Origin of the sequence: Candidatus Methylopumilus planktonicus (genome assembly GCF_006364715.1) — a bacterium.
Taxonomy (GTDB): domain Bacteria; phylum Pseudomonadota; class Gammaproteobacteria; order Burkholderiales; family Methylophilaceae; genus Methylopumilus; species Methylopumilus planktonicus_A.
The window spans coordinates 412,621-434,345 of record NZ_CP040984.1 but is presented as its reverse complement, the minus strand read 5'-3'; the positions used below and the strand labels follow the sequence as shown (position 1 = coordinate 434,345).

Sequence of the window (21,725 nt, the reverse complement as noted above, 5' to 3'; positions counted from 1 at the left end):
CTAAAAGAGGTATTACTTAAGTAATACTGATATTTTTAGGTAATACTTGTAGAAGTATGACTTTTTTATATGAGCTCCGCTGCTTTACGCATCATATCAGCGTTTACATCAATATAGACCTGTGTAATGGATATAGAGCGGTGCCCAGCTAGCTTGGCTAAAACCCGCACCCCTACCCCCTTCTGAGCCAATGTAGTAATAAAAGTACGGCGTCCACTATGACTACTTGCCCCACTCACCGCAGCTTTTTTATACATCCAAAAAAACCATTGCGTTAAAGTGTTTGGGCTGAACGCTTTGTTTTTTTCTGTTTTAAATAATGGTGCACTTGGTTCAATCAGTTTGTAACCAACCAAATAATTAGTTAATTCACTGCGCAATTTCTCATTTACATACACCGTACGCCCAAACTTTCCTTTTGTTTGGGCTGAAGTTAATCTTATTTCACTTTTAACACTTCCATCTTCGTTTCGTATATCACTTATTTTTAGATTAGCAATTTCACCCACCCTCATACCACTCCAAAAACTTGTAAGCACAATTGCACGATTGCGTTTGTGATAACGTGTAGTTGATACATAACGAAGTACTTGATCGATTTCATATTGCGTTAACGATTTTGCTTGTGCCATTTTTAACTCCTCACATAATAAAATATGTGTATAAGTTTGTATTCTTTACAAAAATTTTCCTATCGACTGAAATGTTTGGGGTGATATGCCAAAAATCAAAGACTTACATTAAAGACTAAAGAATTTCACAATAATCTTTAGTCTTTTTATATTTATGTGGCTTTTATACAACAATTACATAGCCCTACAACGCTTAATTGAATAATTTGGGGCGCACTTACAGTTAAATTCAAATTATGTGTTTAAAGCACCTTAATATGAATTACAGATACACATTAATAGCGAACTAAAGTTCGCTTGTGCTATCGCTTATCGCTCAGCACAATTTTTTTTTAGTTTTTTTTGATTTGTTTTGAGGTATACGACGGCTATGTGCTTTGTTTAAAAAAGCAACATAGCTATCGTTATGTGTATTTGTTTAGCAAGTACACGACTGAAAAATGATTTTACGGAAGACGGATGTGTTAAAACTTCCAAACTACTCATACCATAGTCAAATCTGCGGTCACCTTATTCATATACAGCTTTTTCAGCAACTGTATACAAGTCCAATCTCATTAGCCGTCATATTACAAATTGGGTTTTTACACTTTGTTAAAGTATTACTTAAGTAATACTTGTTAAGAGTTGTTTATCTCTTTATTTGCCTTAAATAGTTGTCGATTTATTTTTGTGCCTATATTTAGAACTTTGTAGACAAAGTTATCTGTAATCTTATTTCGTTTTTTATCACTTGCCATTTGTGCGCAATACACTCGTAATGTTTTAATTTGTGGTGTGCTTAGTAAATTTAAATGATGTTTTAATAAATTGAATGCTATCTTTTGAGCCTTAAGTAATTGGCTATCAGTTTTAGCAAAGTGTTTAACACTTATACCATTCGATTTAAGCCAATCATTAGTTTTTATGTCTGCTTTGTAGTAATTCATATGTTTATTTAGCACACTGATAATAATTGATGGCTAAATGTGACTAATTATTTGGTAAGATTGGGCAAATACTTGCTTTATTAACAAATCAGAAACTAATGTGTACTAAACATAACAACATTAGGAGTATGAAATGAATTTAATTACAAAATTAAATCTAATTACAGCAACAAAACAGTTACACATTAATCCTATACAACAAAAACGTAATAAGTTGTGTACAAAGCTATTCGAACAATTAGAAATAGCTAAAGCTGAATTAAATGGTAGTAATTATAGTGTGCGCAAAGAAAAAAAATATACTAACAAAGAAAACGGTCAAAGTTATACAAAAGAAGTTAACAAACGTTTACGCAAATGGTATTGGGTAAATGATAGCGGTAAATTAAATTTACAAATTAAGTATGGGGCAAAGACACTCCTCCTAAACAAGGATGGTAGCAATGCGATTGAGGTTAAAGATAAAAAAGAGCTAATCGATACGCTTATTGCACTAAAAGATGCTGTACTTAATGGTGAATTAGATAGCGCAATTGAAAGTGTTAGTGAAAAAACACGCAACACATTTAAAAAGTAAATAATGTTATGCGCTTTTATGAATTTAATATCAAACCACAAAAACCTCTTACTCCAAGTCAGGCTCGGATTGATTCACTGCAAAAACAAGTTAAGAATGCACAAAATTTACTTAAAGCTGAAAGAAAAAAACAAAAGCAACAAAAAATACAGCAACAATTACAAAAGTTAAGTGCAAATAATTTTTAGTGCTAACTACTTTTTCCCAACCGCACTTGATTTTTGACCACACTGTTAATTATGTTGTTTGATTCAAAATCGTTAGGTTTTTATATTGAAAAAGTGGTATTACGAATTTGTTTGATTGGTTATGTGATGTGAAGAAAAATTACTATATTTAATTTGGTAATTCATCAAAAAAATTCTCGCAAATATCATCCCAACCTCTTAGAGGCTTATTGTATCGATCATCATATGATTGAAATATACTAATTGAAGATTTTCGATACCAATTCCTTAACTCTTTATCTAACTTTAAAATAAAATCAACAGAGCTTTTGTCTTTAATGTCTCCATCTCTTTTAAACTTTAAAAGAATAGCGTGATTGATTACAAATCGATTTTTTAACCATTTAATAAATTCATCACTATCTTTAAAATCATTGCCGTGTATAGGCTTTAAATTTTGCTCAAATCCAATTTTTTGCATATCCATTATTATTTCTAAAACTGAATTATTTAAAACTACTAATTTAATCAACTTTCTTGATCTAATTTTTTTAAGCCAATTAAACATAGATTCTTTTATTTGTTAGTATTGCTCATCTCGTTCAAATTCTCGTGGTGCGCATTTTGAATCAAAACCCCAAACATCATCAATTTTCCAAAATTTTAAGGCTTCACTTTCCTCTTCCTTTGTCCAACTTGCATATCTATCCAACTCTTCTGTCCAATAACTACAGGGATCAATAACATATACAGGTAAATCTGTAGCTTTGTAAATTATATTGGTTGTAATTTTTGGAATTTCAAAACTAAGAAAAATCCAAAGCCACACTATACTTACAAACCAAATAATTTTAGTAAGAAGCCATAAAAAACTATGTTGATAGAAGATAAATTTTTGTATTGATTTTGTCTTTAAGAAAACGACTCTAAAAAAAATAAAAACAAACGCTATGGAAAATATTTCGTCATAAATTCCTTTGCTCCAAACGAAAGGAGTTGCGGCTGAATGCTTAACTGCAGTCTTGACAAACCAATAAACAACAAAAACTAAAACCATTGTTAAAGGTATTGAATAATCTTTTTTGTAAAAGTTTTTTGTCCAATTAAACATTTAAGTATTTTCTAAATTATTAAAATCATTCTAATACTTTTTTCCATACGCTGTGTATGGTTTTTGAACTTTCACTTGCGCACAACAAAACTTAGAATACGATTTACACCATTAGAAACCCCCTACAACCCAGACAATTACTGTAAAATGTTCTTTTCTGGGGGATTAGCTCAGTTGGTAGAGCAGCTAAAACTCAACTTAATAAGATAAGAAATGTCAGATTGCTGCGAAAATAAAAGCTGTGCTGTTGATGCCTTAAAAGTAAATCAATCAAAAACATTAAAAATCGTTTTAGCGATTAACGTGTTCTTGTTCTTAATTGTTTTTAGTTCTGGTTGGATGTCACATTCAACAGGCTTGATGTCAGAAAGCTTAGATGATTTAGGTGATGCGATTACTTATGCTTTAAGTTTATTTGTCATCTATAAGAGCAATCAAGCTAAAGCTAAAGTGGCTTTATTTAAAGGACTATTAATATTAGTCGGTGCATTATTTGTTTTATTTCAAGTCATCCAACATATTATCAATCACACGATTCCTGTATTTGAAATCATGAGTGTTGTAGGTGTTATAGCATTATTAGGAAACTTAACTTGTTTGTATTTGCTTACAAAACACAAAGATCAAGATATTAATATGTCATCTGTTTGGGAATGTTCAAGAAATGATATTGCAAATAATATTGCTGTCATCATTGCATCACTTATTGTGTGGTTTACACAGAGTGGTTGGGCAGATATCGTGGTGGGATTAGCACTATCAATCTTTTTGCTACGCTCATCCTATAAAGTCATTAGCACGGCTATTAGAGAAATTTGAGCTAAAAAAAACCAGCATTTCGTAGCACACCCCTATTCCACCACTACCAAAATCCCCCGACCTACCCCCTCTGCAACCCAGACAAATACTGTAAAATGTTCTTTTCTGGGGGATTAGCTCAGCTGGTCAAGCAGCGGACTCGCAGATCAGTTAAATTTTCTGAGATCTCACCCTAGTAGACCCAGGCAGTGGCAGAGATAGAAGTTTTTTCTCGATTGAAATCAGCAAGCACACCTAAGCACACCGAACGTCAAAATTTTTGACGGTGATCTCTAAGTTAAGATCGAGCTAAAACTGAAGGATGAATGCCAAACCTTTTTTTGAAGTTCACAGAGAATCTTCCTAAATGTCTAAATCCTACTTCTGTAGCAATGTGAGTAGTTTTCTTTGATTGTTTATGCTGCTTAATCAATTCGTGAGCCTTTAACAATCTTTGCTCTTCAATATATTCAAATGGACTTTTATTTAAGTATTTTTTAAATATTAACTGTAAAGATCGTTCGGAATAATTGGTATGGCGCTTGAGATCTAACATCGAAATCTTAAGATGAAGATTTATTTCTATATATTCACAAGCACTCGTCAATAAAGGATGCTTATTGTCCATACTTCATTAATTGACTAGGTAAGTTAATCCAAAATCTGATTATTTCATTGATTACATCAATAGAGCTTTGCATCAAACTTTGGAGATTATTTAGATAAAAATCAGTTTTTGAGATTTTTAGGAGTATGTAGCCTACAAAAATGAAGATAGTTACATAGGCAATGGCTTGTATTGTATTTTTTAATATTGATTCAAAAAAAGGTTTTGATCGCCTGCTTATCTTAAAATTGCGATAGGTAAAATTATGCCTCACATAATGCCCTGTGAGATACAGAAGAACTGCTAAGAACACAATTGTAGCTTCAGAAAAATACTCAAGTCCAAAGAGTATTGAGGTGAAAATACTTAAAATAATGAATAGATTACCAAATGCTCGCATACTCTATGGCTTCTTTAACAAACTTGGGGTGGGGTCAACTTCATTAAAATTGAAGATGACATCCTCATTTTTTAAACCAAGTGCTGCTATGTATTTTTTTAAGCTGGTGTATTTAAGAGATTTAGAAGGAAAATATTGAACGCTATTTTCTTCGATAGAAATGATTTGACGTTCAGCCAAACATAAATCAGCAGCCATACTTTGCGCTGAGATTTTTTTACTTAAGCGTGTAGCTTTTAATAGCTCAAAGTTATATTCAAAATTATCCATGCTAAAAATGAGATAAGGTTAAAATAAGCCTATATCAAAATAGGCATCACAATGTGCACTTTTACAGTGCATGTAGATAATATCTACCCCCCCCCAATGTTGTCAACTATTGGTGATTTCCTAACACACCCCTATTCCAGCCCCAACAAAATCCCCAATCCTACCCCCTCTACAACCCCCACAAATACTGTAAAATGTTCTTTTCTGGGGGATTAGCTCAGCTGGTAGAGCAGCGGACTCTTAATCCGTTTGTCGCGAGTTCGACCCTCGCATCCCCCACCATTAATATTAGTTTTTTTCTCGCAATCTCTATTAAAATTTAACCTTCTAAACCAAGGAACAACAATGGCTACTGCCGTAATTATTAAACATCCAAATTCGGGCATGATCAAAATTGGTTACTATGGCTTTAGTTGGACCTATCTTTTTTTTGGTTGGTTTGTCCCGCTTTTTAGAGGTGAATTAGGTGTTGCAGCTCTTCATATGCTTTTTTCAATTATCACACTGGGACTATGGCAGGTTATTGTGGCTTTTTTATACAACAGACAATATATGACACGTATGTTTATGACTGGATGGGTTTTAGCAGACTCAGAAGGTAATAATGAAATGGCTGCTCAAAGACTTGGTGTTGTATTACCTAAACGCGGACGTAAATAAAACTCTATTTCTTTTTGTTGCAGACACGTTTTAAATATAAATCATTAAGCGTTTTAGGTTTAACAGCCTGCCAATCGAGCGCCTCCCCTTTATTAAATAAAGCATGGCCCTGGCCCATAGGTTCTGGGTACAAAGCATAAGCTAGAATTCTCATTTTTCGAGTTTTACAATCAAACTCCGATCTATTTTTAATAGATCGATATTGGATATTTTTAATAGCCTGAATTTCGGCATAATTTTGTAAATACCAGACTCTCGCTTTATGCCCATTTTTACTCATCAGCGCATAATCCATGTAATGATCAGCATCATCTTGATGAATTAAAGACCAATCAGCAAAAGACTTAATAGGGAAAAGAAATGAGAAGAGAATTATAAATTTCATGGGTCAAATGATCTCATTTAATAACTCTTTTCTCAACCTGAAACTACTTAGAAATGATGGCTTGTTTATTAACTAAAGGCTGATCATAATAAAACATCGTTTAATTTAAGATTATAAAAATGAAAAAAGTGCGTTGGGGCATTCTAGGAGCTGCGCGAGTCAATGAACGCCTTCTTCCAGCTATTGCTAATAGTCCTTTTGGTGAGCTCGTTGCTATTGGAAGTAGGAGGCAGAATGCAGCAGCAGAATGCTTGGAAAAATACCAGCCCGCACTTGTAGGCAAAGTTCAAACCTTCAATTCATTAGATGAAGTAATTAATCATCCTGATATAGACGCTATTTATATCCCACTTTCGAACGAAGAGCATACTGAGCCCGCTCTTAAAGCAATCAATAAAAAAAAACATGTGCTCATAGAAAAGCCGATCACGCTTCATTCAAAAGAAGTTGAATTAATTCAGGAGGCGGCTGATAAAAATCATGTCAAAGTGATGGAAGGTTTTATGTATGTCTTTCATCCACAGTTTGATCGTATAAAAGAAATCATTAGTTCAGGATTGTTAGGTGATGTTCAGTATGTGCATTCAATGTTTTCTTTTCCAATCCAGCCTGCACGTTTTTATCGTATCGATCGATCAATTGAAAATGGTGGTGGCGCTCTCTGGGACATTGGACCCTATGCTATTCATACGATTCGACAATGCTTTGATCAGAACCCCTTATCAGTTGTTGCAACAAGCCATCTTAACGATCATGGGGCAGATTTAACTACTTCGGGCATGATTGATTTTGGTCTGAATCGACGTGCGCAATTTGATATTAGCTTTGAATGTGTGAGACGCTCTCAATTTGAAGTCTTTGGGTCTAAAGGGAAGTTGATGTGTCATACCGTATGGCAACATGAAAATGATGAGGCACAATTAACCATGACAACAGATGCAGATGGCTCAAAGAATGAGCGTATTGAAAAAGCTAATCACTTTACACTTGAAATAGATCATTTTAATCAATGCATCATTAATAACACTGCGCCCAAACTTTCTCTAGTTGATGCGCTTTGGAATACAAAAACATTAGAAGCAATTCAAGCCTCCATTAAAACAAAAGCCTGGGTTAATTTTTAAAATGATTAAAAACAAAAAAGCCCGCATTAAGCGGGCTTTTTTATTAAATCTGAATAATTATTTATTCATTACATACATTGTAACTTCGAAACCGAAACGCATTTCAGTAGCAGCTGGAGTTGTCCACATGATGTTGATCCTTTTATTAAGTTAATGAGAAAGTACTTAAACGTAATACTACTCGGACTTAAAAAGTAAACACCTTGAGGATCATGAATGAGATCTAATGAAAATCATGAGAGAAATGACACTAAACCGGGATAATTACAAAAAAACTATATAAATCAATAGGTTATAAAATTAAACCTTAGCTGGTTTAGGTTGTGGTTTTTTACCTTTAGATTCTTTTCTTTTATCTTTACTGCCCATATATCGCCTCTTTAATTGGTTGATTAAATGATTATTGTATACGAAAGCTTAGGCCTTCAGCCGCTTCTTAATCTCTTTTTCATACTCGGGGAAATAGTGAGAAATGACCTTTAAATCAAACTGAGAAAGTATGGAGTTATTCGATTCTCGCTCTAACAAAAATTCAAAGGACACTTGAATTAAATATTCGCAAGAAAACTTGCCATCAGTTAATAGTTTGTAGAAATCATTTGAGACATGAACCTTATGATGAGTAATTGACTTCGATTCAACCATTACTTCAAAATCGGATCCCTTAATTAATTTAACGGTAATCATTTACGTTTTGTTATCGCAACTTTGCCCCATCTTCTTACAAGGAGATAAAGAATGATAAAAGAAAAAACTACAAAGGCAATTCTGATCGGAAGATAGGTCAGATCAGAAAATATATATTGGAAAAAAATATAGGGAGTTAAAAGGATTGCTGAAATAACGCGGGCCCAATATAAATTTTTTAAGTGCTCACTTTTTTTATTTTTTTGATAAATTTTCCAAGAAAGGAATGCGAGAGAAAAAGCAGCTATTAAAAACAAAATACCGCCATACATAATCATCATGAATGTATACATCATTTATCCCTATTAAATAATTTTATCCAAAAAACCAATAACAAACAGCAATAGATGCTAAGACGCCCACAAGGTCTGCAAACAATGCGCAAGTAACTGCATGTCGTGCACGCTGAATACCAACTGCACCAAAATAAACTGCTAAAACATAAAAAGTAGTTTCAGTACTGCCTTGTACAGTTGCTGCTAAAAGTGACGGAAAGCTATCCACACCATGTGTTGTCATAGTATCAATGAGCATAGCTCTTGCGGCACTTCCAGAAAATGGTTTCACAAGTGCTGTAGGTAATGCATCTACAAAACGCGTATCCCAGTTAAAACTAGTCGCTAGATAACGAATCATATCTAATACAACATCAAGCGCACCTGATGCTCGGAGAACACCGACTGCACATAACATCGCAACTAGGTAAGGCAGTAAATTTTTAGAGACATCAAAACCTTCTTTAGCACCCTCAATGAATGACTCGTAGACTGGCACACGTTTTAAAATACCTATTAGTAGAAAAGTAATAATCAATCCGAAAAGGACAGCATTGCCTAAGAGAGATGAGAATGCACCTAATGCCGCTACTGATAAGTGGCTTAAAAATAAGATAAACGTACTTAATAAAGTCGCAATTGCTAACATCCATGTTATGACTACCGGGTCATTTAATTTAATTCGCTGAGCGAAAGCAACTGAGAAGAAGCCGGCCATGGTAGAAGCACTTGTCGCTAAAAGAATAGGTAAAAATACGAGTGTGGGATCTACCGCACCTTGCTGTGCACGATACATAAAAATTGATACGGGAAGTAAGGTAAGTGATGAAGCATTCATAACTAAAAAAAGAATCTGTGCATTACTTGCAATTTTTGGTGTCGGATTAAGTGATTGCAATGATCGCATCGCTTTTAACCCAATAGGTGTCGCAGCATTATCAAGACCTAATCCATTTGCAATAAAATTCATGGTGATAAGACCTGTAGCTGGGTGATTTTTAGGAACCTCGGGCATGAGTCGTCTAAAAAGTGGTGAAAGCCAAGATGCTATCTTTTCAACTAAACCTGCGTGTTCAGCAATCTTTAAAAAACCTAGCCAAAGAGTCAGTGTTCCAAAAAGTAATACCATCACTTCAACGGATAACTTTGCCATGGAGAAAAGGCTATCCAACATGTGAGCAAAAACTTCAGCGTTACCTTGACCCACCCATCTCCATATTGCACTTAATAAAGCAATAAAGAAAAAGCTCACCCACAACGTATTTAATATCGAACCATTTCGATGGTGTGTGCTTTTGTTTTTAGAGGATTGATTGGATTTTATAATGGGCCACCTGATAAAATTTAATAGGCTTAAAAATGATGTATGAAAATTATAAGGCTAAGAAATCTATTTTTGAAAACTAATTCATCGCTTTAATTGGTCGGAGCGGTGAGATTCGAACTCACGACCCCTTGCACCCCATGCAAGTACGCTACCAGGCTGCGCTACGCCCCGAAAATTAAAACAATGATGAATTACTTTTTAAGCAGATCTATGATACTGAGCAATTCGTCTTTAATCGACTTTAAATTAAGGCCGGCAAGAGAATTGGATTGATTGAGATTCTCTAAAGGCAACTCCACTTGACCCTGTTTAGTCACTTGAAGCTCTTTAGGTGGCTCAGCTTGCTTTACTTCTTTAACAAAATTTTTATCACTCAGTCGCTGTTTAGCGCCTTGAATAGTAAAACCTTCGTCATGCAGAAGCTCTCTAATTTTACGAATGAGAAGAACTTCAGGTAATTGATAATAACGTCGATTGCCACGTCGCTTGACATCTTTAAGCTGATCAAACTCCTGCTCCCAATATCGCAACACATGCGCTTTGACGAGACAAAGCTCACTTACCTCTCCAATTGCAAAATATCTCTTTGAAGGTATTTCAGGTAAGACGGGGGATTTAAGCTTTCTTTCCAGAGTAGTTCTCTTCTACATTGCTTTTTAGTTTTTGGCTTGCGTGAAAAGTAACCACACGTCTTGCTTTGATTGGAATCTCTTCACCCGTTTTAGGATTGCGGCCTGGTCTTTCTGATTTTTTTCTTAGTTCAAAATTGCCAAAACCAGATAGTTTGATACTGTCGCCATTTTCCAGTGCGTTGCGAATTTCTTCAAAAAAAGCTTCAACCATATCTTTGGCTTCACGCTTATTTAAACCTACGCGGTCAAATAGAATTTCAGATAAATCTGCTTTAGTTAATGTCATAACGGCCTACTTTTAATTCGGTATTAAATATGGGATTAGTTGCGGAGCATTGCGCCAAATTGTTTTTCAAGTAATTCAACGATTTTTGATACGGAAGAATCAGCTTCACTATCAACTAATGTCTTTGAAGTATCCTGCATAAGTATCAGAAATGCAACACTTTTTTTGTTTTCAGCGATGCCTTTTCCTTGGTAAAGATCAAATAAAGCTATCCTATTTAAGAATGGGATTTTAGCCTTATACACTGCATCTAAAATTGAATTTACTTCAACTGATTCATCTACCACGACGGCAATATCTCGTCTTACAGGTAAGAATTTTGAGATATCTTCGTATTTAAACACTTTATCCTCTAGAAGCTTCTCTATTTTTAATTCAAAGATAAAGGGGGCTTTAGGAAGAGAAAAGTGTTGCTGCCATTTTGGATGTAATTTACCCGCCCAACCTATCGACTGACCCTCTAAAAAGACTTCTGCCGACTGTCCTGGATGAAGGGCTAAAGGTGTTTTGTCAGTTTTTTGGAATACGAGGTGTTTAGATGTTAATGCTTCAACATGGGCTTTGATATCATAAAAATCAATATCACGTATCTTGTCAGCCCATTGCTCAGGCATAAAACTACCGTAACTTAATCCTGATATCACTTCAGTCTCAATAAAATCTTTTTTTGTGCCTTGGAAAGTTTGTGCAATTTCAAAAATATTTAATCGTGATACTTGTCGATTTAAATTGTAAGTTAAGACTTCCAGGTGACTGCCCCATAATGATGATCGCATCGTTGACATTTGGCTTGCAATTGGATTTTGTAATTGAATGGGATTCGAATTTCCATGCAATGATTTCTCAATATCGTCTTCAATAAAACTGTAAGTCACTACTTCATAAAAGCCGCGAGATGTGAGTGCCTCTTTAAGATCTCGCTGACAAACTCCAGAAGTGGGTAACATCGTTTGATGGCTGACAGGTTGATGAGAAGGTATTTTGTCGTAACCATACAAGCGAACGACTTCTTCAATAAGATCTTCTTCAATCGCAATATCAAATCGATAAGAAGGTGGTGTAACTTTAAATCCTTCAATTGTCTTGTTGACCTCAAAACCTAACTGATGAAAAATACGCTCAACATCTTGGCTCGGCACTTCAATACCTAGAATAGCATTTAATTTTTTCAGTCTTAAGTGAATTTCGTTTCGCGAAGGTAAAATATTTAAAACTTCGGTGATCTCACCTGCCTCACCACCACAATACTCAATCATAAGAGATGAAGCACGCTCTAATGCAAGACGTGTGTTTGCAAAATCAACGCCTCGTTCAAAACGGTAAGATGAATCTGTCGATAAATTATAAGCTCTTGCTTTACCAGCGATCACGATAGGATCAAAGAAAGCACTCTCTAAAAAAATAGTTTGAGAAGTTTCAGTCACTGACGATGGCATACCACCCATCACACCGGCAAATGCAATCACACCTGAACTGTCTGCAATGACCAAATCTTTTTTAGATAATTTAATTTTTGTATCATTAAGTAAATGAATAGGCTCTTCAGCCTTGGCAAATCTCACTACGACATCACCCTGCAATTTGTCATGATCGAATGCATGAAGTGGTTGTCCAATTTCAAGCAACACATAATTAGTGATATCAACAATAGGACTGATTGATTTAATATTGGAGCGTTCGAGTCTTGATACCATCCAATCAGGTAATGTTTTTGTATTGTCTACATTCTTAATGATGCGGCCACAGTATCGTGGGCATGCTGATTTTTCTTCAACAACAACATTTTTCTTTTCACTTTGCTTGATCGGATTCACTTCATAAGCGATAGGTGAAAGTGAAGATGTGGTAATGGCAGCGACTTCTCGAGCGACACCCCATAGACTTAAACAATCACTTCGGTTTGGCGTTAATTTTAATGTCGTAATCTGATCATTAAGATCAAGTGCTACTCTTAAATCAGTGCCATTCTTTAAATCATGACTCAATTCTAAAATACCTTCAGCTTCTTCAGCTAATCCTAACTCCTTCAATGAACAAAGCATGCCGAATGATTCAACGCCGCGCACTTTTGCTTCTTTAATATCTATTGAAGGTAATTTAGCACCCACTAATGCGCATGCCACTTTAATACCTTGTCTTGCATTTGGTGCGCCACAAACAATTTGTAATGTCTTATCACCAATATTGACATCGCACACCTGAAGTCGATCTGCGTCAGGATGTTTTTTAATCGACACAATTTCACCTACGACAACGTGACTAAAAGTGGCTCCTAGGAGATGAGAGTCATCGACATCTAAGCCTGCCATGATCATGACATCATTAAGCGCATCACTATCTAGTGATGTATTCACATATGACCTTAACCAATTTTCAGAAAATTGCATATTGAGAAATCTTTAAATAAATTGCTGAAGAAAACGTAAGTCGTTATTAAAAAAGTGACGTAGATCTTGAACGCCAAAACGTAACATTGTTAACCGCTCTACGCCTAAACCAAAAGCAAATCCTTGATACTGATTTGAATCGATGCCTACATGTTTAAATACTTCTGGATGCACCATACCGCACCCGCCAATCTCAAGCCAACCGCCCTTCCAACTCATATCCATTTCAGCAGAAGGTTCTGTGAATGGAAAATATGAGGGTCTGAAGCGCACTTTTAAATCTTTATTCTCAAAAAAGTTTTGGAGAAAATCTTCAATGACACCTTTAAGGTCTGCGAAGCTTACTTGCTGGTCAACCCACAAACCTTCAACTTGATGAAACATCGGTGAATGTGTCGCATCTGAATCAACGCGATAAACGCGACCCGGCGAAATAATTTTTAATGGTGGTTTATTTTTTTCTAAATGACGAATTTGCACAGGGGATGTATGTGTTCTTAATACATAAGATTCATCAATATAAAATGTGTCATGCATCGCACGTGCTGGATGTGACTCTGGAATATTAAGCGCTGTGAAATTATAAAAGTCAGATTCAATTTGTGGTCCATGTGCCACTGAGAAACCAATGGAATGAAAAAGAGATTCAATACGATGAAGTGTTTGTGTGACTGGATGTAAGCTACCTCGATCTTCTTTTCTTGAAGGTAAAGTCACATCCAATGATTCCTCTGCAAGCTGTTCTGCTTGTGAGGCATTCAAAATAGCTTCTCGTCTTTTTTCAAGCACTTCTTCAACGCCTTGTTTAACGACATTGATCTCAGCACCAACTTTAGGTCTTTCTTCCGCAGATAATTTACCTAATGATTTTAGTGCTTCAGTTAAGACGCCACTTTTACCTAAGTATTTGGCTTTTGCTTGATCAAGATCCGCCACAGATTGGCACTGATCAAAATCTTCACGGGCTTCTTTTAAGGTATGTTCTAAATTATTCATTAACTATTATTTTAATAAAAAAAAGGAGGCTAGAAGCCTCCTTTTAAAAATTAATAATTTTTATGCTGCTCCTGAACCAGATTTAGCAATTTCGACAAACTTAGCAAAAGCTGCTTTATCGAATACCGCCATATCTGCTAAAACCTTACGATCCACCTCAACAGAAGCTTTCTTAAGGCCATTCATGAAACGGCTATATGTAAGACCACATTCACGAGATGCTGCGTTAATACGCGCAATCCATAGTGTTCTAAATTGACGTTTTTTCTGACGACGGTCACGGTAAGCGTACTGACCTGCCTTCATCACTGCTTGTTTAGCTATGCGGTATACGTTTTTACGACGGCCGCGATAACCTTTAGCAAGTGCTAAAACTTTTTTATGTTTCGCTCTAGCGGTGACACCACGTTTTACTCTAGGCATATTATTCCCCTTATTGAGTTGGCATCATCGCGCGAACGCGTTTGATATCGGTTGCTGAAATGAGGACAGTACCTCTAAGATTACGTTTTTGTTTCGTTGTTTTTTTGGTCAAGATATGACGTAAATGAGAACGTGTTCTCTTTACCATACCACTTCCTAAAAACTTGAAGCGCTTTTTCGCGCCACTTTTTGTTTTCATTTTTGGCATTTTGATCTCCTTAGTTAGAGTAGTAAGAGTGCTTAGGCATGCCGTTTAAGCCGTATCACTCAGAAACTTTTGCTTCAGTGGTTTTGGGTTTGACTTTTTTTTGCGGAGCCAAAACCATTACCATTTGTCGACCTTCCATTTTCGGAAATTGTTCGACGACTGCGTATTCCATTAAATCATGTTCAACACGTTTTAGAATTGCTAAACCGTATTCTTGATGCGTTATTTCTCGACCTCTAAAGCGCAAGGTGATCTTTGCCTTATCGCCATCTGAAAGGAACCCGATGAGGTTTCGTATTTTGATGTTGTAATCACCATCATCTGTTCCCGGTCTAAACTTCACTTCTTTAATCTTGACCTGCTTTTGTTTTAAGCGGGTTTCGTGTTGCTTCTTGCTTTCTGCATATTTAAACTTACCGTAGTCGAGCAATCGACATACCGGGGGTTGGGCTTGTGGAGCAATTTCCACTAGATCGATATCTATCTCTTCTGCTTTTGCAAATGCCTCAGCTAGTGTCACTATGCCAAGCGCTTCGCCGTTTACGCCAATTAATCGAATTTCTTGAGCTGTAATGTCTCCATTAATTCTGACTTCTTTCTCTTGAGCGATAACAAATCCCCTGTAAATATAAAAGAAAAACCGCGCTACCTTATTGCTAGACTTTAGTTTGAACTTCCTGATTTAGTCGATCAATCAATGACTTAATCGACATAGATCCTAAGTCTTCGCCTTTTCGGGTTCGCACGGCAACTTGCCCAGCTTCCATTTCCTTTTCCCCTACAATTAAGAGATAAGGAATCTTTTGTAAGCTATGTTCGCGTATTTTATAGGTTATTTTCTCATTTCTCAAGTCAGAATCGCATCGGATGTGGTTTTTCTTGAGTTCATCCATGACTTTTGAGGCGTAGCTTGCGTGTGCGTCAGCAATATTAAGGATAACCGCTTGTGTCGGGGCAAGCCAAAGAGGCATAGCACCCGAGTAATGTTCAATCAGAATCCCAATAAAACGCTCCATAGAACCTACAATAGCCCGATGTAACATCACAGGATGTTTGCGGCTATTGTCTTCTGTGACATATTCAGCGCCTAGGCGCTCAGGTAAGTTAAAGTCGAGCTGGATCGTACCGCACTGCCACAGACGGCTTAAGCTGTCTTTTAGGGTAAATTCGATCTTAGGCCCATAAAAAGCTCCTTCCCCAGGCTGAAGGTCAAATTCCAGCTTATTTTCAACTAAAGCAGCTTTAAGGGCAGATTCAGCCTTATCCCAAGTTTCGTCCGAGCCTACCCGTTTCTCAGGGCGAGTCGATAATTTCACTAAAACATCCTTAAATCCGAAGTCTTGGTAGGCTTTAAAAAGCATCACAATAAATTTAGCGACTTCATCTTTAATCTGCTCTTCCGTGCAAAAGATATGGGCATCATCTTGCGTAAATCCACGAACACGCATTAAGCCATGGAGTGATCCTGATGGTTCATTTCGATGGCATGAACCAAATTCTGCGAGCCTTAAGGGAAGGTCACGATAACTATGGAGAGTGTTATTAAAAATTTGAATGTGGCCAGGGCAATTCATAGGCTTCACCGCATAATCTCTATTTTCTGAAGAGGTTGTAAACATATTGTCGCGGTAGTTTTGCCAGTGTCCGGATTTTTCCCACAAAGTCTTATCCATAACTGTTGGCGTTCTCACTTCTTGATATCCATAATCCAAGAACATCTTGCGCATGAAATGTTCAACTTCCTGCCAAATCGACCATCCCTTGGGATGCCAAAACACCATACCAGGTGCCTCATCTTGCATATGAAATAAATCGAGTTGTTTACCTAATTTACGATGATCTCTTTTTTCTGCTTCTTCCAACATGAAGAGATAGTTTTGTAAGTCTTCTTTATTAGTCCACGCAGTGCCATAAATTCTTTGTAGCATTTCATTTTTAGAGTCCCCGCGCCAATATGCGCCAGCTACTTTCATTAATTTAAATACTTTTAATTTTCCAGTCGATGGCACATGTGGACCTCGACAAAGATCCGTAAATTCACCTTCGGTGTATAAGGAAACTTCCTGATCTGCTGGAATAGATTCAATAATTTCAGCTTTATAATTTTCTTTAATTGATTTGAAATATTTAACTGCATCATTTCGCAGCAATACTTTTCTTGTGATGGGTAAATCGCGATTAACAATTTCTGTCATCTTCTTTTCAATTTTTTCTAGATCTTCTGGCGTGAAAGGTCGTGTATATGAAAAGTCATAATAAAAACCATGTTCAATGACAGGACCAATCGTCACTTGTGCATCCGGGAATAACTCTTTAACGGCATATGCCATAAGATGAGCAGTTGAATGGCGGATAACTTCAAGCCCTTCAGGATTTTTATCAGTGATGATCGCAAGATCGCTATCCTCACTAATGACGAATGAAAGATCGACAAGTTGATCATTCACACGGCCTGCAAGCGCTGCACGGGCAAGTCCAGCACCAATATTTTGTGCAACTTCTGCAACGGTCACGTCACTTTCAAATTGTCGCTTAGACCCGTCTGGTAATCTTATTTCAGGCATAGTTGAATTGAATTATTAAGGATTGCACCATTTTATAAGCTTTTCAGCATTCTAGATAGCTTGAGCCATGATGCAAAAAATTGGTAGGCGCGATTGGAATCGAACCAACGACCCCCACCATGTCAAGGTGGTGCTCTAACCAGCTGAGCTACGCGCCTAAAGAATTTAGGAATTTGGATTCTATCCTATTGAAGAACCCTAATCAATGATCGCTTCGTAACCATACGTAAAATCAGGGTACTTTAATACAAATCCAGTTTGATTCAACAAAACAGATTGCAATTGCTTTCCACTTTCCAAAATCGGAAGCTCAATCGTATCGGTTGTTAATTGAAGACGATTTCTGATCCACGTTAATACATCATATTGTTTAGTAGGCACGCCATCTGTGACAAGATAAAGTGGCTCAATAGATTCATTCATCATAATTCTCTTCATAAGAAATACAATAAAACGAGCAGCATCTTCTTCATGAATTCGATTAGACCAATTATTGGTTGCAGGCCAATTACCCGGATTACTTTGAGCTAATTGAATCATACGTTTTCGATTAGGGCCATAAATACCCGACAAACGTAATATGGTGGCTTTATCTTTTAGCTGACGTGCAACCGTTTCAGCTTCCATTAAAGCTTCACCTCCATAATCAGAAGGTTCTGCAATATCAAGCTCACTTAAAATCTTAGTCGTTTTTTGTCCATAAACTCTTGTGCTTGAAACAAAGAAAAGATGCTTGAAGTGATCCAGTTTCAAAATCGCTTCGTACGTTTTTTTTAAGCCGACTACATAATGATCCTGATAACTTTCAATAGACTGAGTATCTGCAGAAACAGCGTAGATAATAATTTCAGGGTTTATTAATTTAATGACATCAATAGCTTCGGTTTTTAAAATATCAACTTGATGCATTTCGATAGAAGCGGGGGATTTTCTTAAGCTTCGACTAAAGCCATATAATTTAAATACATCGGAGTCAGCATTTTTGACGATTGAGAAACCGAGTTGGCCACAGCCTACAATTAAAACTTTAAGAGATTTTATTTCCAAAGCGTTTTAAAAATGAATCCAGGAAAAGAGAAAACTAAAAATAAAAAGAAAGTCACTGCATAAAATTCCCAGGCTTGCGGTTGAATATGTCCTATCATTTTAAACTCTGCCAAAAGTAAAATACCGCCGGTGACAAAATACAGAATCACCACTTCAAACAAAGCCCAAGAAAAAGGTTTTTTATCGGATGGAAATTTCTTAACAAAAAGAAATTCACTAAACATCCAAGGCACATTAGCCATGATAATCGTGACGAGAATAAGTATTGATTGCATCATTTAATGAAGACTCAAGGCTACCGCTTGCGTTGTAGCCTCCATAAATCTATGTGGCACTAAACCCACAAGTAGAAGTGCTAATGCATTAGCCGATAAAATCCATTGCATATCCATCGAAACATCTAATTTGCTTTTTAATTTTGGCTCATCAAAATACATCAGCTTTACAATCCTCATGTAATAAAACATCCCTACCAAAGCCATCATAACTGCATAGACAACAAAATTGGCAAAGCCTGCATCAAACGCTGCTTGAAGCACCATAAATTTTGCATAGAATCCAACGGTAGGAGGAATACCTGCCATACTCAACATGGTAATGAGCATAAGGAATGCATACCAAGGATTTCTTTTATTCAAACCCTTAAAGTCCTCAAGTGTTTCACACTCGAAATTTTTACGAGACATCATCATGAGTATTGCAAAAGATACTAGCGTCATAAACATATAACTCACAACATAAAATAAACTTGATGCATAGCCATTAAGTGTGCCGCTCATCAAACCAAAAAGAATAAAGCCAATATGAGAAATCGTTGAGTATGCATACATACGCTTAATATTTGTTTGTGCGATAGCTGTGATATTTCCAATACCAATAGATAACACCGCCATAATCAGCATCATTTGTTTCCAATCGACCATCATCGACTGCAATCCATCACCTAGTATGCGAACTGTAATTGCAAAAGCTGCTAATTTAGGAACAGAACTAATCAGCATGGCGATGGATGAAGGTGCGCCTTCATATACATCAGGGACCCACATTTGAAAAGGTACTGCACCTAATTTGAAAGCAAGGCCGGCGACCACAAAAACAAGACCTAGTATAAGAATTGCATGGTCTGTCGGGTGATTTAATAAAGTCGTTGAAATCACGTTTAAATCTAAACTTGAGGTCGCACCATAAATCATAGACATCCCATAAAGAAGAAGGCCTGATGCAAGAGCGCCCAATACAAAATATTTAATGGCTGACTCGGTGGCTTTTTGGTTGTCTCGATCAAGCGCTGTCAGAGAGTATAAACATAAAGATAGAAGCTCTAATCCCATGTAAACCAGAAGCATGTTATGACTTGAGATCATGATCATCATGCCAAGCAATGCAAATAGAACAAGCGCAAAGTATTCGCCACGATATAAATCGCGGTCTTTTATATAGGACCGGCTATAGAAAAAAATGAGTGACGTACCAACATAACTCATCATTTTTAAAAAATCAGCAAAACTGTCACGCACAAACATATTTGAAAAAGCAAATTGCGTTTCATGACTAAAATTTTGGCTAGTAAAGTAAGCGCTACCTAATAAAGTCAATTGAGATAAGGCAAAAATAATCCAACGCTGAGATGGCTTAATAAATAAATCTGTCATAAGAACAACCATTGCCATTGAAAGCACAAGAATTTCTGGCAAGATTAAAAAAAGATCAGATTGAATAAGGGGATTCATTTATACATCCATGGGCAATGAGGTGACAGGTTTTATTAAGTGCATATGCTCTAGAAATTGAACTGTCGTGGCATTTGTCATATCAGTAATAATCTTTGGGTAAACGCCCACTGTAATAATAAGGACTGCCAAAATAGAAAGAATAGAAAATTCACGCCAAGAGATATCTTTTAATGCGCTAATTTTTTGATTGCGTGGTGGGCCATAAAATACACGCTTCACCATCCATAAAGAATAAGCTGCACCAAAGATGAGTGAGCTTGCAGCTATCAAAGCAATCCAAAAATTATTTTGCATCGCGCTCATGATCACCATAAATTCTCCTACAAAACCTGAAGTACCAGGAAGCCCGCAATTAGCCATAGCAAAAAATACTGCAAAAGCTGCGAAGGTAGGCATCGCATGCATGACACCCCCATAATCTCCAATCTCTCTTGTATGCAATCTGTCATATAAAACGCCAACAGATAAAAACATTGCTGCAGAAATAAAGCCGTGAGAAATCATTTGAACATATGCACCCTCAATACCGATTGAATTAAACATAAATAGACCTAGAGTGACAAAACCCATGTGTGATATGGATGAATAAGCGATCAGTTTTTTCATGTCTTTTTGCACAAGGGCGATCAATGCAATATATAAAATAGCAATCAGTGACAACGTCACCATAAAATCTTTTAAATAAATCGCGGCATCTGGTGCAATCGGCATTGCAAATCGCATAAAACTATAGGCACCCAATTTCAACATCACTGCTGCCAAAACGACCGATCCGCCAGTCGGTGCTTCAACGTGAGCATCAGGTAGCCATGTATGGAGGGGCCACATTGGAATCTTGACTGCAAAAGCCATGAAGAAAGCTAAGAAGATGAAGATCTGAGGATAGAGACCTAGGCCGGCATTATAAAAATTGACGACTTCGAACGAATGCGTTTGCAAGTAAAGATAAATGAACGCGACCAACATTAATAAAGAACCTAAAACAGTATATAAAAAGAATTTAATCGTGGCATAAATTCTATTAGGCCCACCCCAAATACCAATCACTAAGAACATAGGGATCAGCATTGCTTCCCAAAAAATATAATAGAGCATGGCATCAAGCGCACTAAATACGCCAATCATAAGACCTGACATAATCAAGAAAGCTGCCATATATTGCGCAACTCTATCTTTAATCGATCGCCATGAAGCCATGACGACAATAACTGTTGTGAAGCTTGTTAAAAGAATTAAAGGGACTGCAAAACCATCTACGCCTAAATGGTAATTAATATGAAAGGCAGGAATCCAATGGAAGAATTCTTGGAACTGAAACTGTCCAAAGGAAAAATCGAATGCTGTGTAAAGTGGAATGGTAATTAAAAAAGAAATCAGGCTGCTGATAAGTGAAAACCATTTGGCTTGTGTATCGCTCATTTTTCCACTGAATAAAAGTATAAGGCCGCCCAAAAAGATAGGTGTCCAAATTGAGAAACTTAATATGTGGGTTAAATTCAT

General features: G+C 36.5%; 27 protein-coding genes and 3 tRNA genes. 6 read left to right on the top strand and 24 right to left on the bottom strand.

Going from position 1 to position 21,725, the window contains the following annotated elements; all coding sequences use genetic code 11:
* Window positions 1-65: 65 nt before the first annotated feature.
* Window positions 66-632: a tyrosine-type recombinase/integrase gene (locus FIT63_RS02470; RefSeq protein WP_140006404.1), complete on the bottom strand. Its 567-nt coding sequence runs from the start codon at window positions 630-632 to the stop codon at window positions 66-68.
* Window positions 633-1,252: 620 nt separating this feature from the next.
* Window positions 1,253-1,561 (bottom strand): hypothetical protein, encoded by a 309-nt coding sequence (locus FIT63_RS02465; protein WP_140006403.1) that lies wholly within the window; start codon window positions 1,559-1,561, stop codon window positions 1,253-1,255.
* A 133-nt stretch (window positions 1,562-1,694) separates the two neighbouring features.
* Here FIT63_RS02465 and FIT63_RS02460 point away from each other — a divergent pair, with 133 nt between their 5' ends.
* Both FIT63_RS02460 and FIT63_RS02455 read left to right on the top strand, forming a co-directional pair.
* Window positions 1,695-2,138, top strand: a complete 444-nt coding sequence (locus FIT63_RS02460) for a DUF6641 family protein (RefSeq protein ID WP_140006402.1) — start codon at window positions 1,695-1,697, stop codon at window positions 2,136-2,138.
* Between the two features lie 8 nt (window positions 2,139-2,146).
* The gene (locus tag FIT63_RS02455) at window positions 2,147-2,326 is read left to right on the top strand and encodes a hypothetical protein (protein WP_140006401.1); all 180 of its coding nucleotides are present in this window, start codon (window positions 2,147-2,149) and stop codon (window positions 2,324-2,326) included.
* Between the two features lie 148 nt (window positions 2,327-2,474).
* Here the strand turns inward: FIT63_RS02455 and FIT63_RS02450 are convergent, their stop codons facing one another.
* Together FIT63_RS02450 and FIT63_RS02445 are read right to left on the bottom strand one after the other, a co-directional pair.
* Entirely contained in the window at window positions 2,475-2,873 is a 399-nt protein-coding gene (locus FIT63_RS02450; protein WP_140006400.1) for a hypothetical protein, read from the bottom strand.
* A gap of 15 nt (window positions 2,874-2,888) precedes the next feature.
* Window positions 2,889-3,416 (bottom strand): hypothetical protein, encoded by a 528-nt coding sequence (locus tag FIT63_RS02445; RefSeq protein WP_140006399.1) that lies wholly within the window; start codon window positions 3,414-3,416, stop codon window positions 2,889-2,891.
* A gap of 213 nt (window positions 3,417-3,629) precedes the next feature.
* On the opposite strand from FIT63_RS02445, the gene FIT63_RS02440 reads away from it, so the two are divergent.
* Window positions 3,630-4,235, top strand: a complete 606-nt coding sequence (locus FIT63_RS02440; protein WP_140006398.1) for a cation efflux transmembrane domain-containing protein — start codon at window positions 3,630-3,632, stop codon at window positions 4,233-4,235.
* Between the two features lie 277 nt (window positions 4,236-4,512).
* Here the strand turns inward: FIT63_RS02440 and FIT63_RS02435 are convergent, their stop codons facing one another.
* A complete protein-coding gene (locus FIT63_RS02435) occupies window positions 4,513-4,842 on the bottom strand; it encodes a helix-turn-helix transcriptional regulator (RefSeq protein ID WP_139871251.1) in 330 nt (109 codons plus the stop codon).
* Between the two features lie 382 nt (window positions 4,843-5,224).
* Window positions 5,225-5,491 (bottom strand): helix-turn-helix domain-containing protein, encoded by a 267-nt coding sequence (locus FIT63_RS02430; protein ID WP_139871248.1) that lies wholly within the window; start codon window positions 5,489-5,491, stop codon window positions 5,225-5,227.
* A 206-nt stretch (window positions 5,492-5,697) separates the two neighbouring features.
* On the opposite strand from FIT63_RS02430, the gene FIT63_RS02425 reads away from it, so the two are divergent.
* Window positions 5,698-5,773, top strand: a tRNA-Lys gene (locus FIT63_RS02425).
* 63 nt (window positions 5,774-5,836) lie between these two features.
* The gene (locus tag FIT63_RS02420; RefSeq protein ID WP_028817803.1) at window positions 5,837-6,151 is read left to right on the top strand and encodes a hypothetical protein; all 315 of its coding nucleotides are present in this window, start codon (window positions 5,837-5,839) and stop codon (window positions 6,149-6,151) included.
* A gap of 4 nt (window positions 6,152-6,155) precedes the next feature.
* On the opposite strand, the gene FIT63_RS02415 is transcribed toward FIT63_RS02420, so the two are convergent.
* Window positions 6,156-6,536, bottom strand: a complete 381-nt coding sequence (locus tag FIT63_RS02415) for a surface-adhesin E family protein (protein ID WP_140006397.1) — start codon at window positions 6,534-6,536, stop codon at window positions 6,156-6,158.
* A gap of 119 nt (window positions 6,537-6,655) precedes the next feature.
* On the opposite strand from FIT63_RS02415, the gene FIT63_RS02410 reads away from it, so the two are divergent.
* Window positions 6,656-7,660, top strand: a complete 1,005-nt coding sequence (locus FIT63_RS02410; RefSeq protein WP_140006396.1) for a Gfo/Idh/MocA family protein — start codon at window positions 6,656-6,658, stop codon at window positions 7,658-7,660.
* A 57-nt stretch (window positions 7,661-7,717) separates the two neighbouring features.
* Here the strand turns inward: FIT63_RS02410 and pqqA are convergent, their stop codons facing one another.
* From pqqA to FIT63_RS02320, 17 genes are all read right to left on the bottom strand, one after another.
* The gene (gene pqqA, locus FIT63_RS02405; protein WP_012777389.1) at window positions 7,718-7,789 is read right to left on the bottom strand and encodes a pyrroloquinoline quinone precursor peptide PqqA; all 72 of its coding nucleotides are present in this window, start codon (window positions 7,787-7,789) and stop codon (window positions 7,718-7,720) included.
* Window positions 7,790-8,343: 554 nt separating this feature from the next.
* Window positions 8,344-8,643, bottom strand: coding sequence for a hypothetical protein (locus FIT63_RS02395; protein ID WP_140006394.1), 300 nt, complete (start codon window positions 8,641-8,643; stop codon window positions 8,344-8,346).
* Between the two features lie 19 nt (window positions 8,644-8,662).
* Window positions 8,663-9,775, bottom strand: a complete 1,113-nt coding sequence (locus FIT63_RS02390; RefSeq protein WP_223260411.1) for a nucleoside recognition domain-containing protein — start codon at window positions 9,773-9,775, stop codon at window positions 8,663-8,665.
* Between the two features lie 268 nt (window positions 9,776-10,043).
* Window positions 10,044-10,120, bottom strand: a tRNA-Pro gene (locus FIT63_RS02385).
* Window positions 10,121-10,140: 20 nt separating this feature from the next.
* The gene (locus tag FIT63_RS02380; RefSeq protein ID WP_140005109.1) at window positions 10,141-10,581 is read right to left on the bottom strand and encodes a MerR family transcriptional regulator; all 441 of its coding nucleotides are present in this window, start codon (window positions 10,579-10,581) and stop codon (window positions 10,141-10,143) included.
* Window positions 10,565-10,867, bottom strand: coding sequence for an integration host factor subunit alpha (locus tag FIT63_RS02375; protein ID WP_028817796.1), 303 nt, complete (start codon window positions 10,865-10,867; stop codon window positions 10,565-10,567). Before FIT63_RS02375 ends, FIT63_RS02380 begins: the two co-directional genes overlap by 17 nt.
* A 35-nt stretch (window positions 10,868-10,902) precedes the next feature.
* Window positions 10,903-13,254, bottom strand: coding sequence for a phenylalanine--tRNA ligase subunit beta (pheT, locus tag FIT63_RS02370; protein WP_140006392.1), 2,352 nt, complete (start codon window positions 13,252-13,254; stop codon window positions 10,903-10,905).
* A gap of 12 nt (window positions 13,255-13,266) precedes the next feature.
* The gene (gene pheS, locus FIT63_RS02365) at window positions 13,267-14,250 is read right to left on the bottom strand and encodes a phenylalanine--tRNA ligase subunit alpha (RefSeq protein ID WP_140006391.1); all 984 of its coding nucleotides are present in this window, start codon (window positions 14,248-14,250) and stop codon (window positions 13,267-13,269) included.
* Between the two features lie 60 nt (window positions 14,251-14,310).
* Window positions 14,311-14,673, bottom strand: a complete 363-nt coding sequence (gene rplT, locus FIT63_RS02360) for a 50S ribosomal protein L20 (protein ID WP_028817793.1) — start codon at window positions 14,671-14,673, stop codon at window positions 14,311-14,313.
* Window positions 14,674-14,683: 10 nt separating this feature from the next.
* Entirely contained in the window at window positions 14,684-14,881 is a 198-nt protein-coding gene (rpmI, locus tag FIT63_RS02355; protein ID WP_028817792.1) for a 50S ribosomal protein L35, read from the bottom strand.
* 55 nt (window positions 14,882-14,936) lie between these two features.
* Complete coding sequence (infC, locus tag FIT63_RS02350; protein WP_478210059.1) at window positions 14,937-15,431, bottom strand: translation initiation factor IF-3; 495 nt, start codon at window positions 15,429-15,431, stop codon at window positions 14,937-14,939.
* Window positions 15,432-15,537: 106 nt separating this feature from the next.
* Window positions 15,538-17,445 carry a threonine--tRNA ligase gene (thrS, locus tag FIT63_RS02345; protein WP_140006390.1) on the bottom strand — a complete coding sequence of 636 codons (1,908 nt, stop codon included), beginning with the start codon at window positions 17,443-17,445 and terminating at the stop codon, window positions 15,538-15,540.
* A gap of 81 nt (window positions 17,446-17,526) precedes the next feature.
* A tRNA-Val gene (locus tag FIT63_RS02340) sits at window positions 17,527-17,603 on the bottom strand.
* Between the two features lie 40 nt (window positions 17,604-17,643).
* Window positions 17,644-18,492, bottom strand: coding sequence for an NAD-dependent epimerase/dehydratase family protein (locus FIT63_RS02335; protein WP_140006389.1), 849 nt, complete (start codon window positions 18,490-18,492; stop codon window positions 17,644-17,646).
* Window positions 18,483-18,770 carry a DUF2818 family protein gene (locus FIT63_RS02330; protein ID WP_140006388.1) on the bottom strand — a complete coding sequence of 96 codons (288 nt, stop codon included), beginning with the start codon at window positions 18,768-18,770 and terminating at the stop codon, window positions 18,483-18,485. The genes FIT63_RS02335 and FIT63_RS02330 overlap by 10 nt, the downstream gene beginning before the upstream one ends.
* Window positions 18,771-20,222 (bottom strand): NADH-quinone oxidoreductase subunit NuoN, encoded by a 1,452-nt coding sequence (gene nuoN / locus FIT63_RS02325; RefSeq protein ID WP_140006387.1) that lies wholly within the window; start codon window positions 20,220-20,222, stop codon window positions 18,771-18,773.
* Window positions 20,223-21,725 carry an NADH-quinone oxidoreductase subunit M gene (locus FIT63_RS02320; protein WP_140006386.1) on the bottom strand — a complete coding sequence of 501 codons (1,503 nt, stop codon included), beginning with the start codon at window positions 21,723-21,725 and terminating at the stop codon, window positions 20,223-20,225.